We start from the raw sequence: 13464 nt of genomic DNA, 5'->3' as shown, positions 1-13464 counted from the left end.
ACGTGCCAGTGAAGCTGGCCCTCGTTCTCGTCGCCGGTCTCGTGGCCCTCGCGGGCTGCGGGGCCGGCGATGGCTCACCCACCAACGCCGGCGCCCCGATCTCCCCGGTTCCCCAGTCGGCCGGGGCGTCCGCGGAGTACAACGACGCCGACGTGATGTTCCTGCAGATGATGATCGCCCACAACAACCAGGGCGTGGAGATCGTCAAGCTGGTCAAGGCCAAGCAAGGGCAGAAGCAGGAGCTCAAGGATCTCGCGGCCGCGATCGAGGCGACGCAGCAGACCGAGAGCACCGACATGCGGAACTGGCTGAAGGCCTGGGGCAAACCCGAGACGGGTTCCATGGACCCGAAGGCGCACCATCATCACGGTGGCGACGGGCTCACCGACAAGGGCCTGCTCGACGCACTGTCCAAAAAGGATGGTCCGGAGTTCACCCTCGACTTCGCCGACATCTTCGTGGCGCACCAGCACAACGGGGTCGCGCTGGCGAGGACCGAGCTGAAGGACGGGAAGAACCCCGAGTCGAAGGCGCTGGCCCAGCGGATCCAGGACTCGCGCACCGGCGAGGTCCAGCAGATCCGGACCCTGGTCCCCGGCCAATGACGCATTTAGTCCTCTAAATGCGTGAAGTACGTGAAGGCCCCCTTCATTGCGTCTAGCGCGGTGAAGGGGGCCTTCACGTACGCACGAGGGCTGGGGACCCGCGGCATTTAGAGGACTAATTGCGTTTTTTGGGCTTCCAGACCACGAGGGCCGTCTGCTGCCGCAGGGGAACGAGATCCTTGCGGTAGGAGGCGTGCACGGCCGCGGCCGTCTGTTCGGCGGCGAGGTACGCCGCCGTGAGCTCCTCGGTCAGTTCGGCGATACGCGAGCGGAGCGCGTCGACCTGGTTCTCCAGCTCGATGATCCGCTTGATGCCCGCGAGATTGACACCGTCCTCTTGGGACAGTCGCTGCACTTCGCGCAGCAACGCGATGTCCCGCATCGAGTAACGCCGTCCACCGCCGGAGGTCCGGCCGGGCGACACGAGACCCTGGCGGTCGTAGGACCGCAGGGTCTGCGCGTGCAGGCCGGAAAGCTGTGCCGCCACCGAAATGACGAACACCGGGGTGTCCTCGTCCGCACCGTGCGGCAGCCCGCCGAACATCTTGCTCACCTGCCTTCGAGAAGTTCGGTGATCTCCGGTCGCGGGTCGTGGTCGGCCATGGCTTCCGCGTACGCCTCCAGCGCTTCACGGGCCTTGTCGTCCAATTTGGCCGGGATGGCCGCCTGCAGGGTGACCAGCAGATCGCCCTGCGAGCCGTCACGCTTCGCGATTCCCTTGCCGCGCACACGAAGCACGCGACCGCTCGCCGTACCCTGCGGCACCTTCAGCGAGACCTTGCCCTCGAGCGTCGGCACGGTGATCGTGCCGCCGAGGGCCAGCTCCGTGAAGGACACCGGCACGGTGATCGTCAGGTCGAGGTCCTTGCGCCCGAACAACGTGTGCGGAGCGACGTGCACGCGGACGTACAGGTCGCCCGGCTGCGCGCCGCCACGGCCCGGTTCGCCCTGGCCCGCCAGCCGGATCCGCTGGTCGTCGGCGACGCCCGGCGGGATCCGCACGGTCAGCGTGCGAGTGCGGGTGCTGATGCCCTCGCCCGCGCATTCCGGGCACGGGTCGTCGATGATCTGGCCGCGGCCGCGGCAGTCGCGGCACGGCTCGGAGAACGCGAACGCGCCCTGGCTGCGGCTGACCAGCCCGCTGCCCTGGCAGGTCGCACACGTCCTCGGGGAGGTCCCCGGTTTCGCGCCGTTGCCACCGCAGGTGGAACAGGTCGCCGGGCTCGACAGCCGCAGCGGCAGGGTCGCGCCCTTGACCGCCTCGGTGAAGTCGATCCGGACGTCGGTCTCGACGTCCGATCCGCGTTGCGGCCGGTTCGCCGTGGCACCGGCCGCGCCGCCGCGGCGGCCGAACAGCCCGCCGAGGATGTCGCCGAGGCCGCCGAAGCCGCCCTGCTGCTGACCCGCTTGGCCGAAGATGTCGCCGACGTCGAAACCGCCGCCGCCGGCACCGCCGCCCGGGAAGCCGAAGCCACCGGGACCGCCGGAGCCGAAGAGGCGGCGAGCCTCGTCGTACTCCTTGCGCTTGGCCGTGTCGGACAGCACGCCGTACGCCTCGGAGACCGCCTTGAACTTCTTCTCGGCCTCCGCGTTGCCCGCGTTGGCGTCGGGGTGGTTCTCCTTGGCCAGCTTGCGGTAGGCCTTCTTGATCTCGTCCGCGGTGGCGTCGGAGGAGACGCCCAGTTCACGGTAGAAGTCCTTACCGATCCATTCCCGTGCACTCACCGAACGTCTCCTCCTTTCACGCCGTATCGCCGATCAGCGGTTGTTCTCATCGAAAAGTTCGCCCTCGAGCGGCAGCTCGCCGCCCACCGGCGGGTCCACCGGGGCGCCACCCGGCTCGTGGTCGGTGACCCCGACCATCGCCGGACGCAGCACGCGCTCGCCGAAGCGGTAACCGCGGCGCATGACCATGGTGACCGTCGGCCCGGTGACGTCCGGGGACGTGCTGTGCTGCACGGCCTCGTGCACGCTCGGGTCGAAGGGCTCGCCTTCGGTGCCGAACGCTTCGAGGCCCGACCGCTGCAGGCTCCCGACCAGCTTCTCGCCGACCGCCTTGAAGGCACCGGTCAGGTCGCCGTGCTGCTCCGCGCGCTCGAGATCGTCGAGCAGCGGGAGCAGGTCGCCGACGACCGACGCCTTCGCGCCGACGACGACCTGTTCGCGGTCGCGGTCCACGCGCTTGCGGTAGTTCGCGTACTCGGCCTGGAGGCGCTGAAGGTCGGCGGTGCGTTCCGCCAGCTCCTTCTCCAGTCCCGTGGCCACCGACACCGAGTCGTCCACAATGGACTCCCCGAGGCCGGGGCCCGCGTGTGCCGCGGGCTCCGGCTCGGTCGATGCGGTGTCTTCACTCGGAGCGGCGTGCTTCGGGCCGTCCTGGGGTTCGGCGGCCGGGGCAGCCGGGCGGACCTCACCGGTCAGCGGGTCGATCCGCCTACGGTCCCGCACGACCACCGGTTCCTCCGGGCCCCGGCCCTCGGTTTCGTCGTAGCGTCCCGTCACTTCTTGTCCTTCTCGTCCTCTTCGACGATCTCGGCGTCGACGACGTCGTCCGCCTTGGCCTGCGAACCGGTACCCGCGCCCGCCGTACCGGCGGCGCCTTCACCGGCGGCACCTTCGGCACCCGGGGTGGCGTTGGCGTAGAGCGCGGTGCCCAGCTCCTGCGAAGCGGTGTTCAGCTTCTCGATGGACTCGCGGATCTTCGCCGAGTCGGTGCCCTTGAGCGCCTCGTTGGCCTCGTCGATCGCGGACTTCACCTTGCCCTTGAGCTCGTCGGGCAGCTTGTCCTCGTTGTCCTTGACGAACTTCTCGGTCTGGTAGACCAGCGTCTCCGCCTGGTTGCGGGTCTCCGCCTCCTCGCGGCGCTGCTTGTCCTCCTCGGCGTGCGCCTCGGCGTCCTTGACCATGCGCTCGATGTCGTCCTTCGGCAGCGCGGAGCCACCGGTGATCGTCATCGACTGCTCCTTGTTCGTGCCGAGGTCCTTCGCGAGGACGTGCACGATGCCGTTGGCGTCGATGTCGAAGGTGACCTCGATCTGCGGCACGCCACGCGGCGCGGGCGGGAGACCGGTCAGCTCGAACATGCCGAGCTTCTTGTTGTGCGCCGCGATCTCGCGCTCACCCTGGAACACCTGGATCTGCACCGACGGCTGGTTGTCGTCCGCGGTGGAGAAGATCTCCGAACGCTTGGTCGGGATCGTGGTGTTGCGCTCGATGAGCTTGGTGAACACGCCGCCCTTGGTCTCGATGCCCAGCGAAAGCGGGGTCACGTCGAGCAGCAGGACGTCCTTGACCTCACCCTTGAGCACACCGGCCTGCAGCGCCGCGCCGACCGCGACGACCTCGTCCGGGTTCACGCCCTTGTTCGGCTCGCGGCCGCCGGTCAGCTCCTTGACCAGCTCGGACACGGCGGGCATGCGGGTGGAACCACCCACGAGCACGACGTGGTCGATGTCGCCGACGGCGACACCCGCGTCACGGATGACGTTGTTGAACGGCTTGCGGGTGCGCTCAAGCAGGTCCGAGGTGATCTTCTGGAACTCGGCGCGGGAGAGCTGCTCGTCGAGGAACAGCGGGTTCTTGTCCGCGTCCACCGTGATGTACGGCAGGTTGATGCTGGCCGAGTTGGAGCTGGACAGCTCGATCTTCGCCTTCTCGGCGGCCTCACGGATGCGCTGGAGCGCCATCTTGTCCTTGGTGAGGTCGATGCCGTTGGACGACTTGAACTTGTCGACCAGCCAGGTGACGATCCGCTCGTCCCAGTCGTCACCACCGAGGTGGTTGTCACCGGAGGTCGCGCGGACCTCGACGACACCCTCGCCGATCTCCAGCAGCGAGACGTCGAACGTACCGCCACCGAGGTCGAAGACCAGGATGGTCTGTTCCTTCTCGCCCTTGTCGAGGCCGTACGCCAGCGCGGCCGCGGTCGGCTCGTTGACGATGCGGAGCACGTTCAGGCCGGCGATCTGCCCGGCCTCCTTCGTGGCCTGCCGCTGCGCGTCCTCGAAGTACGCGGGGACGGTGATGACCGCGTCGGTGATGGTCTCGCCCAGGTACGCCTCGGCGTCGCGCTTGAGCTTCATCAGCACGCGGGCGCTGATCTCCTGCGAGGTGTAGGCCTTGCCGTCGATCTCGGTCTTCCAGTCGGTACCGATGTGCCGCTTGACCGACCGGATGGTCCGGTCGACGTTCGTCACGGCCTGGTTCTTCGCCGGCTGGCCGGTCAGCACTTCGCCGTTCTTGGCGAAGGCGACGATGGACGGGGTGGTGCGTGAACCTTCCGAGTTGGCGATGACCGTCGGCTCGCCGCCCTCAAGGACAGCGACGACCGAGTTGGTCGTGCCGAGGTCGATGCCGACCGCTCGCGCCATGGTGTGATCCTCCTGCTAGTTCGTGACCTGCACGTTCTCACCCACCTTGAGTGGGCTCAACGCAAGTTGTATCGGGATGATGGGGCTTCCGTCAAGCCGGACTTGAGTCACCCTCACTCAACCTTGTATCCGGCTCAACGTGCGGCACGGTCGTCTTGTTCCCGGACTACCGGCAGACCGTGCCCGGAGCGGGTGTGACACCGCTCACCAGGTACTTCACCTCTTCGGTGCGCACGCAGGCCGAGTTCAGCAGCCCCGTGTGCCCGTACCCGGCGTCGACGAGCAACGTCGAGTTCTCGATGTTCCTCGCGAGCCCCTTCGCCCAAACGAGCGGCGTCGCCGGATCGTGTTCACCGCCGACCACGAGGATCGGCGCCGCGCCGCTCACCTTCTGCGGCCGCGGCAGATACGCCGAGGGCACCGGCCAGGCCGCGCACCCGCTGGCCATGTCCCAGAACTCCGAGTACCGCCAGCCGTGCGGCGAGAGCGTCTTCACCAGTCCCTGCATCGCCCTCATGTCGGCGTAGGAGGTGAACGGCGAGCCGAAGTCGTGGCAGCCGATCGCGCGGTACGCCCCGTAGGACGGGTCGAGCTGCGAATACGGCAGCAGTCCGTCCGCGTCGCCCGCCGTCGCGGCGTCGATCGCCTTCGCCAAGCCCGGCCAGAACGCGGGCAGGATGAGGTTGCCGTAGACCCCGGACGCCATCTCCTCGGCGGTCACGTTCCGCCCGAGCTGTTTCGACGGCACGCCGCCGGGCGTCCGCATCAAGGCGTCGTAGGTGGCGAGGACGTCCTTCCCGCGAAGAGCGCAGTCAGCCGACGTCGTGCACCACTTCGCGAAGTCCTTGAGGGCGCCTTCGGTCGCGACGGCTTCTTCGAGGACCGCCTGCCTGGTCGGCCGCGAATGGTCGACGGCGCCGTCGAGCACCATCGTCCGGATGCGGTTCGGGTACTTCTCCGCGTACACGGCGCCGAGTTCGGAACCGTAGGAGACGCCGAGCCAGTTCACCTTCGGCTCGCCGAGAGCGCCACGGATCGCTTCGATGTCGTCCGCGGCGTGCCAAGTGTCCATAGAGGACAGTGCTCGCCCGGTCCTCTTCAGACATTCCTCACCCGAGGCGCGGTTGTGGGCGAGGAGCTTGTCGTAATCGGCGCGGCTCCGGGGGAACCGGCTGACCGCCGGATCGTGCAGATCCGGCCCGCAGGTGATCGCGGGCGTGCTTTCGCCGACGCCGCGCGGATCGAATCCGATGACGTCGAACCGCTGCCGCACTTCGGCCGTCTCCGGCTTGTCCAGCGCGAAACCGCGGCCGCCGTACTTGAGCACGGTGACCCCGGAACCACCCGGCCCGCCCGGATTCGTCAGCAGCGAACCGATACGGCGCCCGGGATCGGTCGCGGGCAGTTTCGCCAGCGCGATCGAAAAACCGCCGCTCACCCGGAGGTTCGCGCATTCCAGCGTCGGCGCGTACTCGGTCGCGCACGGCCTCCAGTCGATCCCGGACGCGGCGGACGCCGGCAGCGCGGTCAGCGGAAGCAGGGTCAGCGCGGCGACGGCGGCGAGCGCTTTCATGCGGGCTTCACCGTGATCGAGCCGGTGCCGGACTGGAGGTCCAGTACGTTCGCCGAAGCCTGGTCCTGCCGCACGCCACCGGTCTCGACCTTGCCGGTCTCCGCCTTCGCGCGGACCTGGTACGCGCCGTCGGGAACGGTGACGACGACCTTGCCGACCTCCGCGTTCGCGGTGACCGCGCCCGGCTTCGCCAGGCCGATCTCGATGTCGCCGGTGCCGGTGCGCAGGTTGACCGGCCCGGACGTGCCCATCACCTTGAAGTCGCCGACGTCGCCCTTCAGGTCGACCGAGGCGGCGCGGGCGAGGGTGATCTTGCCGGTGCCGATGGCCCCGGAGATCGCCAGCTCGCGCGGCACCACGACGTCGTAGTCCACGCCGCACTGCTGGCAGCCGCCGAGGACCAGCGTGCCGTTCTCGACGCTGTACGTCTTGCCGGGATTCTTGCCGTTATAAGTCACTTCACGGCGCAGCGAGACGGGCGCGCCGTCCTCGACCCGCAACGTGACCGCGCCGACCGGCACGTCCACCCGGATCGCGGTGATCTGCTCGGTGACGGGCGCGCCGTCACTCAGTTTCTGCTGGAATTCCCCTGTGCAGCCGACGATCCCGAAGGCGGTCAGCGCGCCGAGAGCGAGCGCGCCGAGAACGCGCTTCTCCTTGTTCCCCATGAGAAAGTATTCCCCCGATAAGTCGGTCAGGCCGCTTTGACCGTGACGCTTCCGCTGTCGGTGTTGAGATCGAGCTTGTGCTGGGCCGAACCGGACTGGTTCACGCCGATGTCGCGGTGGCCGCTGCCGGTGCCGCCGGTGACGTTGTACTCACCCGACGGGACGGTGACCTCGACCGAACCGCTGTCGGTCCGCGCGGTGACATCGGCACTCTTGAGGAGTTCGAGTTCGATACGGCCGCTGTCGGTCCGTGCTTCGACGTCACCGCCGAGCCGTTCTCCCTTGATGGCACCGGAAGCCGCCTGCACCGTGACGGCCTGCCCGATGTTCGCCAGGTCGACGCGACCGGCTTCGGACCGGACCTTCACGGTGCCCGGCACGTCGCGCACCTCGACCCGGCCGGAGTCGACCGTGACGTCCACAGTGGACGCTCCGGCGATGTCGAGCGCCCCCGAGTCCAGCTTGCCCGAGACCGGGATACCCGCCGGGACCACCACGTCGTAGGCGACCTCGCAGGACGAGCCGCAGTCGGCGAGGACCAGGGTGTCGCCCTCCACGCGGAAGGCGTCGCCCGGCTTGCCGCCGCGGTACTCGAACTGCTGGTGGATCCGCACCGGCCCCTCGCCGGCGTGCACCTTGACGCGGCCCTCCTCGTTGTCGATGCGCACACTGCGGATCGGCTGGGCCACCTCCGCGGTGGCCTCCGCGTCGGACGGCCACCACCAGCCGAGGCCGGTGAGGACACCGACACCGATCAAGGCGATGCCGCCGATTGCGAGGAGTGGGCGCGCCATGGTCTTGAGTCCCTCCAGAGCAGGTTTTCGTGTAACCCGACGCTAAGGGCACCAGGGCGGCTTGGACATAGGGGTAACCCCCGGATTCGTCCCTGAACCCGCGCCCGGGGCCTCGGGGTCATAACCTGGCTCCGTCATCTGTTCAACGACCAGGAGGACGCATGCCGCAGGCACCCGATCCGTACAGCTTCCTGCCCGATCTGCCTGCCTTCACCCTGAGCAGCACCGACATCGAAGAAGGCGGCTTCCTGCCGACACCCCAGCTTTCCGGGATCTTCGGCGCGGGCGGCGAGGACCGTTCCCCGCAGTTGTCGTGGGAAGGGTTCCCCGCTGAGACCAAGAGCTTCGCCGTGACCTGCTACGACCCCGACGCCCCGACGGCGAGCGGATTCTGGCACTGGGCGGTGTTCAACATCCCGGCGTCGGTGACCGCGCTCGCCGCGAACGCGGGCGACGAAACGGGCTCCGGTCTGCCGGAGGGCGCCGTCACCCTGAAGGGGGACGGCGGCGTGAAGCAGTTCCTCGGCGCGGCTCCGCCGCCCGGACACGGGCCGCACCGGTACATCTTCGCGGTGCACGCCGTCGACGTCGAAAAGCTGGAAGTCGGCGAAGACGCGACGCCGGCGTTCCTCGGCTTCAACCTCTTCGGCCACGCGATCGCCCGGGCGTCGCTGACGGCCCTGCACGAGAACAAGGGCTGATCGGTCCGGTGGGTCGTGAGTCCGCACTCACGTGATCAGCGGCGTGACTCGCGTGACCGAAGGCGGAACTCACGTGATCAGAGGCGGAACACTCCGAGTGCGGTCTCCAATCACGCGAGTCACGTCCCTGATCACGCGAATCACGCCTTTGCGCACGCCGCGCTCTGTGTTCCAGTCCGTGAAGGCCTCCTTGAGGGACTCTGGGTCCCTCAAGGAGGCCTTCACGGACTTCGGACCAGGAAGGGGGCCTTCATGTACTTGGGGCTAGACCTGCCCGTTCGCCCGGCCCCGCTCCATGTACTGCCCTTCGGGCGGGTCGCCGAAGCCGAACTGCCGGTACAACCCGTGCGCGTCGGCGGTGTGCAGCATCCACCGGAACTCCGCGCCCGGCCCGTTGTCGATCATCTCCCGGACCAGTTCCTTGCCGAGCCCAGCGCCACGCGCGTCGTCGACGACGAACACGTCCGCGAGATAAGCACTGCCGATGGTGTCCGAGAACGCCCTCGCGAAACCGACCAGACGACCGGTCGACGTCTCGTACGCCCCCACGACGCGCCAAGCGTTCCTGAAGACCTTCTCGACCAGTTCGCGGTCTCGCCACTTGCCCCAGTAGACGCCGGTGGACAGGTGCTTCCACACCACGTCGAGGTCCACCCGTGCCGGGTCGTCATCCAGTTCGTACGCGCCGACGATCCTCATGATCCGAACGCTACCCAGCAGGTCAACGAGGTTTCAGCAGGTAGTCCACCACCGGCCGCAGTTCCTCCGCGGACGGCGGCTCGTCGTCGATGAGGCCCTGGATCAACAAGCCGTCGATCCCGGCGAGGAACACCCGGAACGCGACCTCGTCGTCGTGCCGGACCATCGAGGTGAGCACGTCCAGCCAGCGCCGGGCGGCGGGCCGCAGCTCGGGTTTGCGCGCGGCCAGCAGGTACAGCTCGTACTCCGCCATCGTCCGCCCGCGGCGCGGACCCAGCGCCTCCGCGAGCAGTCCGGCGACCTCTTCCGCGCCGCGGCTGCCGCGCGAGCGGGCGCGGTCGATCATCCAGTAGACCTCGGTCGCCATATCCCGCGCGCACGAGATGAGGGTGGCGATCAGCAGGTCGTCGAGGCTCGAGAAGTGATAGGTCGTCGAAGCCGTCGGCACGCCGGCCTCGGCGGCGACCGTCCGATGGGTGACGCCGGCGACGCCGTCCCGTTCGATCACCCGCAACGCGGCCGCGATGATCTCTTCGCGCCGCTTCTCGCCCCTGGCCTTGCGGCCGTCGACCTGGATCTTCACTTAGTGCGCGCTCCCTGCCTCGATCAACACGACGCCGCCGACCACCAGTACCAGACCGGCGATCACGGAGAGGTTGACCGGCTCCTTGAAGAACACCATCCCGACGGCCGCCACCAGCGCGACCCCGGCCGCGGCCCAGATCGCGTACGCGACGCTCACCGGCACGCCCGCCTTCAGTACATACGCGAGCGCGACGAACGCGACGGCGTATCCGACGACCACGACGATCGACGGCCCCACCTTGCTGAAGCCCTCGGAAAGTTTCAACGACACGGTCGCGGATACCTCAGCGGCGATGGCCAAAGCCAGAAGGAGATACGCACCCATGTCACAAAAACTACCTGGACGATCGTCTTAAAACAAAGAGAGGCGTACACCACATCGGTGGGACTTGGGCGCGGTCAGTGGGTTACCCATCAGTAAGAAGCATTAGTCTGCCCCCACCACCACACGCTTCACTCGGACGAAAGGCACCCGAAGATGGGCGCTGTACAGCTGACGCTCGGCGGGATCGCGGTCCTGCTCGGCGTCGTCGCCTGGGGAATGTTCTTCGCGACCATCGCCCGCTTCGTGCGGGTGATCCGCCTCGGTCAGCCGGACTCGACCCGCAACGGGCCGTTCATCCCGCGGATGAAGACCTTGATCAAGGAATTCGCCGCGCACACCCGGATGAACAAGGTCAAGAGCGTCGGCCCGGCGCACTGGCTGGTCATGTGGGGCTTCCTGATCGGGTCGCTCGCGCTGTTCGAGGCGTACGGCGAGGTCTTCGTCCCGACATGGGGCTGGCCCATCCTCGACGACTGGTCGCTGTTCCAGCTGCTCATGGAACTGCTCGGGGTCGGCACCATCGTCGGCATCCTGGTGCTGATCTGGATCCGGCAGAAGAACCACCCGCGCCGCGCGGACCGGCAGTCCCGCTTCCAGGGCTCCAACTTCAAGTGGGCGTACTTCATCGAGGCCGTCGTGCTCATCGAGGGCATCGGCATCATCGGCGTCCGTGCCGCGAAGTCCGCGCTGAACGTCCACGAGACCCCGATCTGGGCCGCGTTCGTCTCGCACCCGATCGGTGAACTGCTGCCCGCCAGCCCGGACCTGGTCTCGGTGTTCGCCTTCGTCAAGCTGATGAGTGCGACGATCTGGCTGTTCGTCATCGCACGCACGATGACCATGGGCATCGCCTGGCACCGCTTCAGCGCCTTCTTCAACATCTACTTCAAGCGCGAGGCCGACGGCGGCGTCGCACTGGGCGCGCTCAAGCCGATGATGAGCAACGGCAAGGTGCTCGACCTCGAAGAAGCGGACCCGGACGAGGACACCTTCGGCGTCGGCAAGATCGAGGACTTCAGCTGGAAGGGCTGGCTGGACTTCTCCACCTGCACCGAATGCGGCCGCTGCCAGTCGCAGTGCCCCGCGTGGAACACCGGCAAGCCGCTTTCGCCGAAGCTGCTCATCACGCAGCTTCGCGACCACGCCTACGCGAAGGCGCCGTACCTGCTCGCGGGCGGCAAGCGCGACATGGCCGGCGACGAGATCGGTTTGTCCGGCGACAACATGTACGCGGGGATCGACGTCCTCGCGATCGCGGAGTCCCAGAAGGCCCTCATCGGTGACGACGGCGGCGTCATCGACCCCGAGGTGCTGTGGTCCTGCACCTCCTGCGGCGCTTGCGTCGAGCAGTGCCCGGTGGACATCGAGCACGTCGACCACATCGTCGACATGCGCCGCTACCAGGTGATGATCGAGTCCGCGTTCCCCAGCGAGCTCAACGGGATGTTCAAGAACCTGGAGAACAAGGGCAACCCGTGGGGCCAGAACGCCAAGGACCGGCTCGCCTGGACCGAGGACCTGGACTTCGAGGTGCCGGTGTTCGACGGCGACCTCGGCGACACCGAGTACCTCTTCTGGGTCGGTTGCGCCGGCGCGTTCGAGGACCGCGCGAAGAAGACCACGCGGGCCGTCGCGGAGCTGCTGCACATCGCGGGCGTCAAGTACACCGTGCTCGGCTCGGAGGAGTCCTGCACCGGTGACCCGGCCCGCCGCGCGGGCAACGAGTTCCTGTTCCAGATGCTGGCGCAGCAGAACGTCGAGATCCTGAACTCGGTGTTCGAGGGCCGCGAACGCAAGGCGCGCAAGGTGGTCGTCACCTGTGCCCACTGCTTCAACACCCTCGCGAACGAGTACCCGGAGCTGGGCGGCCAGTTCGACGTCGTGCACCACACGCAGCTGCTCAACCGCCTGGTGCGGGAGAAGCACCTGACCCCGGTGGCGCCGGTCGCCGAAGACGTCACCTACCACGACCCGTGCTACCTGGGCCGCCACAACAAGGTCTACGACGCTCCCCGTGAGCTCGTCGGCGCTTCGGGCGCCCAGCTGCGCGAGATGCCGCGGCACGGCGACCGCTCGATGTGCTGTGGCGCCGGTGGCGCGCGGATGTGGATGGAAGAGAAGATCGGCAAGCGGATCAACGTCGAGCGCGTCGACGAAGCGCTCGGCACCGCCCCCTCGAAGATCGCGACCGGTTGCCCGTTCTGCCGCGTGATGCTCACCGACGGCGTCACCGCGCGCCAGAGCGACGGGCAGGCGAGCGAGAAGGTCGAGGTCGTCGACGTCGCCCAGCTGCTGCTGACCGCCGTCAAGCGGAAGCCGGAGCCGCAACTGGTCCCGGCGGGCGCGCCCTCCCTGGACGCGGTCTCGGACGCCGAACTCGACGGAAAGGCCGACACGCCGACCGACGAAACGGCCACCGGAACTCCGCTGCCCAAGGAAGACAAGTAGAACGTCACACCCGGAGGGGACATTCTCTCGCACATAATGCGAGAGAATGTTCCCTCTTGTTTTATCCCGGTGCGGTTATTTCGTTCCATTACCCGTTCGGCGGTACACCGTGGCGATAGGCTGCAGCGGATCCGGAAAAAAGGGGCGAGGAATCAATGGGCAACCGTCACGAACTCCGCTCGGTCAGAGAGCACCGGCTCGCCACACCGGGATCGCCGACCGTTCGCCCGACCGCCCGTATCCCGTCGTCCGCGGCACTCGCCAGGGTGGCCCAGGAAGCGACCATCCCCAGCATCCCGGCCGCGCGGCGGCCGCCGCGACAGGAACGGAAACGCACGCGCGTCCGCCCGTACGTCCGCACGGGCGGACGCACGCAGTCCAAGCGGAACTTCGCGATCGAAGCGATGATTTCCGTCCGGAACGACGCACCGTGGACCGCGCCGGGATTCAGCGTCGAATTCCATTCCGTGAGATCACTCTGCCGTCGTCCGACTTCGGTCGCCGAAGTGGCCGCGTCCTTATGTGTTCCACTCGGCGTTGCAAAGGTCCTTTTGGGTGACATGGCCGAACTCGGTTTGGTCACCGTTCACGAAACGCAGGCTGAATTCGACGGTCATCCGGCACTCGCCTTGATGGAACGCGTCCTGCAGGGATTGCGTCGCCTGTGAGATCGGCGCACCCGCACTACGCTACGCG

14 protein-coding genes are annotated in these 13464 nt (G+C 67.7%); 4 read left to right on the top strand and 10 right to left on the bottom strand.

Features of this window, described 5'->3' with window-relative positions; genetic code table 11:
- The first annotated feature begins 2 nt into the window (after window positions 1-2).
- Complete coding sequence (locus DMC64_RS07515) at window positions 3-605, top strand: DUF305 domain-containing protein (RefSeq protein ID WP_233629599.1); 603 nt, start codon at window positions 3-5, stop codon at window positions 603-605.
- Window positions 606-720: 115 nt separating this feature from the next.
- On the opposite strand, the gene DMC64_RS07510 is transcribed toward DMC64_RS07515, so the two are convergent.
- The 7 genes from DMC64_RS07510 to DMC64_RS07480 all read right to left on the bottom strand — a co-directional run bounded on the left by DMC64_RS07510 (window position 721) and on the right by DMC64_RS07480 (window position 8010).
- Window positions 721-1149 carry a heat shock protein transcriptional repressor HspR gene (locus DMC64_RS07510; RefSeq protein ID WP_125733648.1) on the bottom strand — a complete coding sequence of 143 codons (429 nt, stop codon included), beginning with the start codon at window positions 1147-1149 and terminating at the stop codon, window positions 721-723.
- Between the two features lie 5 nt (window positions 1150-1154).
- Entirely contained in the window at window positions 1155-2330 is a 1176-nt protein-coding gene (gene dnaJ / locus DMC64_RS07505) for a molecular chaperone DnaJ (protein ID WP_125733008.1), read from the bottom strand.
- Between the two features lie 33 nt (window positions 2331-2363).
- Window positions 2364-3107 carry a nucleotide exchange factor GrpE gene (gene grpE / locus DMC64_RS07500; protein ID WP_125733007.1) on the bottom strand — a complete coding sequence of 248 codons (744 nt, stop codon included), beginning with the start codon at window positions 3105-3107 and terminating at the stop codon, window positions 2364-2366.
- Window positions 3104-4975, bottom strand: coding sequence for a molecular chaperone DnaK (gene dnaK, locus DMC64_RS07495; RefSeq protein WP_125733006.1), 1872 nt, complete (start codon window positions 4973-4975; stop codon window positions 3104-3106). Before dnaK ends, grpE begins: the two co-directional genes overlap by 4 nt.
- Before the next feature lie 166 nt (window positions 4976-5141).
- Complete coding sequence (locus tag DMC64_RS07490; protein ID WP_125733005.1) at window positions 5142-6548, bottom strand: alpha/beta hydrolase; 1407 nt, start codon at window positions 6546-6548, stop codon at window positions 5142-5144.
- Window positions 6545-7216 (bottom strand): DUF4097 family beta strand repeat-containing protein, encoded by a 672-nt coding sequence (locus tag DMC64_RS07485; protein WP_125733004.1) that lies wholly within the window; start codon window positions 7214-7216, stop codon window positions 6545-6547. Before DMC64_RS07485 ends, DMC64_RS07490 begins: the two co-directional genes overlap by 4 nt.
- Before the next feature lie 26 nt (window positions 7217-7242).
- On the bottom strand, window positions 7243-8010 hold the full coding sequence (locus DMC64_RS07480; protein ID WP_125733003.1) for a DUF4097 family beta strand repeat-containing protein: 768 nt from the start codon (window positions 8008-8010) through the stop codon (window positions 7243-7245).
- Between the two features lie 161 nt (window positions 8011-8171).
- Here DMC64_RS07480 and DMC64_RS07475 point away from each other — a divergent pair, with 161 nt between their 5' ends.
- Complete coding sequence (locus DMC64_RS07475) at window positions 8172-8711, top strand: YbhB/YbcL family Raf kinase inhibitor-like protein (protein WP_125733002.1); 540 nt, start codon at window positions 8172-8174, stop codon at window positions 8709-8711.
- A 264-nt stretch (window positions 8712-8975) separates the two neighbouring features.
- Here DMC64_RS07475 and DMC64_RS07470 read toward each other — a convergent pair whose 3' ends face one another.
- The 3 genes from DMC64_RS07470 to DMC64_RS07460 are packed head-to-tail and all read right to left on the bottom strand — an operon-like array spanning window position 8976 to window position 10320.
- A complete protein-coding gene (locus DMC64_RS07470; RefSeq protein WP_037334472.1) occupies window positions 8976-9410 on the bottom strand; it encodes a GNAT family N-acetyltransferase in 435 nt (144 codons plus the stop codon).
- 22 nt (window positions 9411-9432) lie between these two features.
- The gene (locus DMC64_RS07465) at window positions 9433-9993 is read right to left on the bottom strand and encodes a TetR/AcrR family transcriptional regulator (RefSeq protein WP_016338154.1); all 561 of its coding nucleotides are present in this window, start codon (window positions 9991-9993) and stop codon (window positions 9433-9435) included.
- The gene (locus tag DMC64_RS07460) at window positions 9994-10320 is read right to left on the bottom strand and encodes a multidrug efflux SMR transporter (protein WP_037334469.1); all 327 of its coding nucleotides are present in this window, start codon (window positions 10318-10320) and stop codon (window positions 9994-9996) included. It abuts the gene before it with no gap.
- 153 nt (window positions 10321-10473) lie between these two features.
- On the opposite strand from DMC64_RS07460, the gene DMC64_RS07455 reads away from it, so the two are divergent.
- Window positions 10474-12768, top strand: coding sequence for a (Fe-S)-binding protein (locus DMC64_RS07455; RefSeq protein WP_125733001.1), 2295 nt, complete (start codon window positions 10474-10476; stop codon window positions 12766-12768).
- A gap of 155 nt (window positions 12769-12923) precedes the next feature.
- Entirely contained in the window at window positions 12924-13436 is a 513-nt protein-coding gene (locus DMC64_RS07450; protein ID WP_037334464.1) for a DUF742 domain-containing protein, read from the top strand.
- Window positions 13437-13464: the final 28 nt, after the last annotated feature.

Source organism: Amycolatopsis sp. WAC 04197 (genome assembly GCF_003947475.1).
GTDB classification, from domain to species: Bacteria; Actinomycetota; Actinomycetes; order Mycobacteriales; family Pseudonocardiaceae; genus Amycolatopsis; species Amycolatopsis japonica.
Note: the sequence above shows the minus strand (reverse complement) of the source record. Positions and strands in the feature narration are given on the sequence as shown.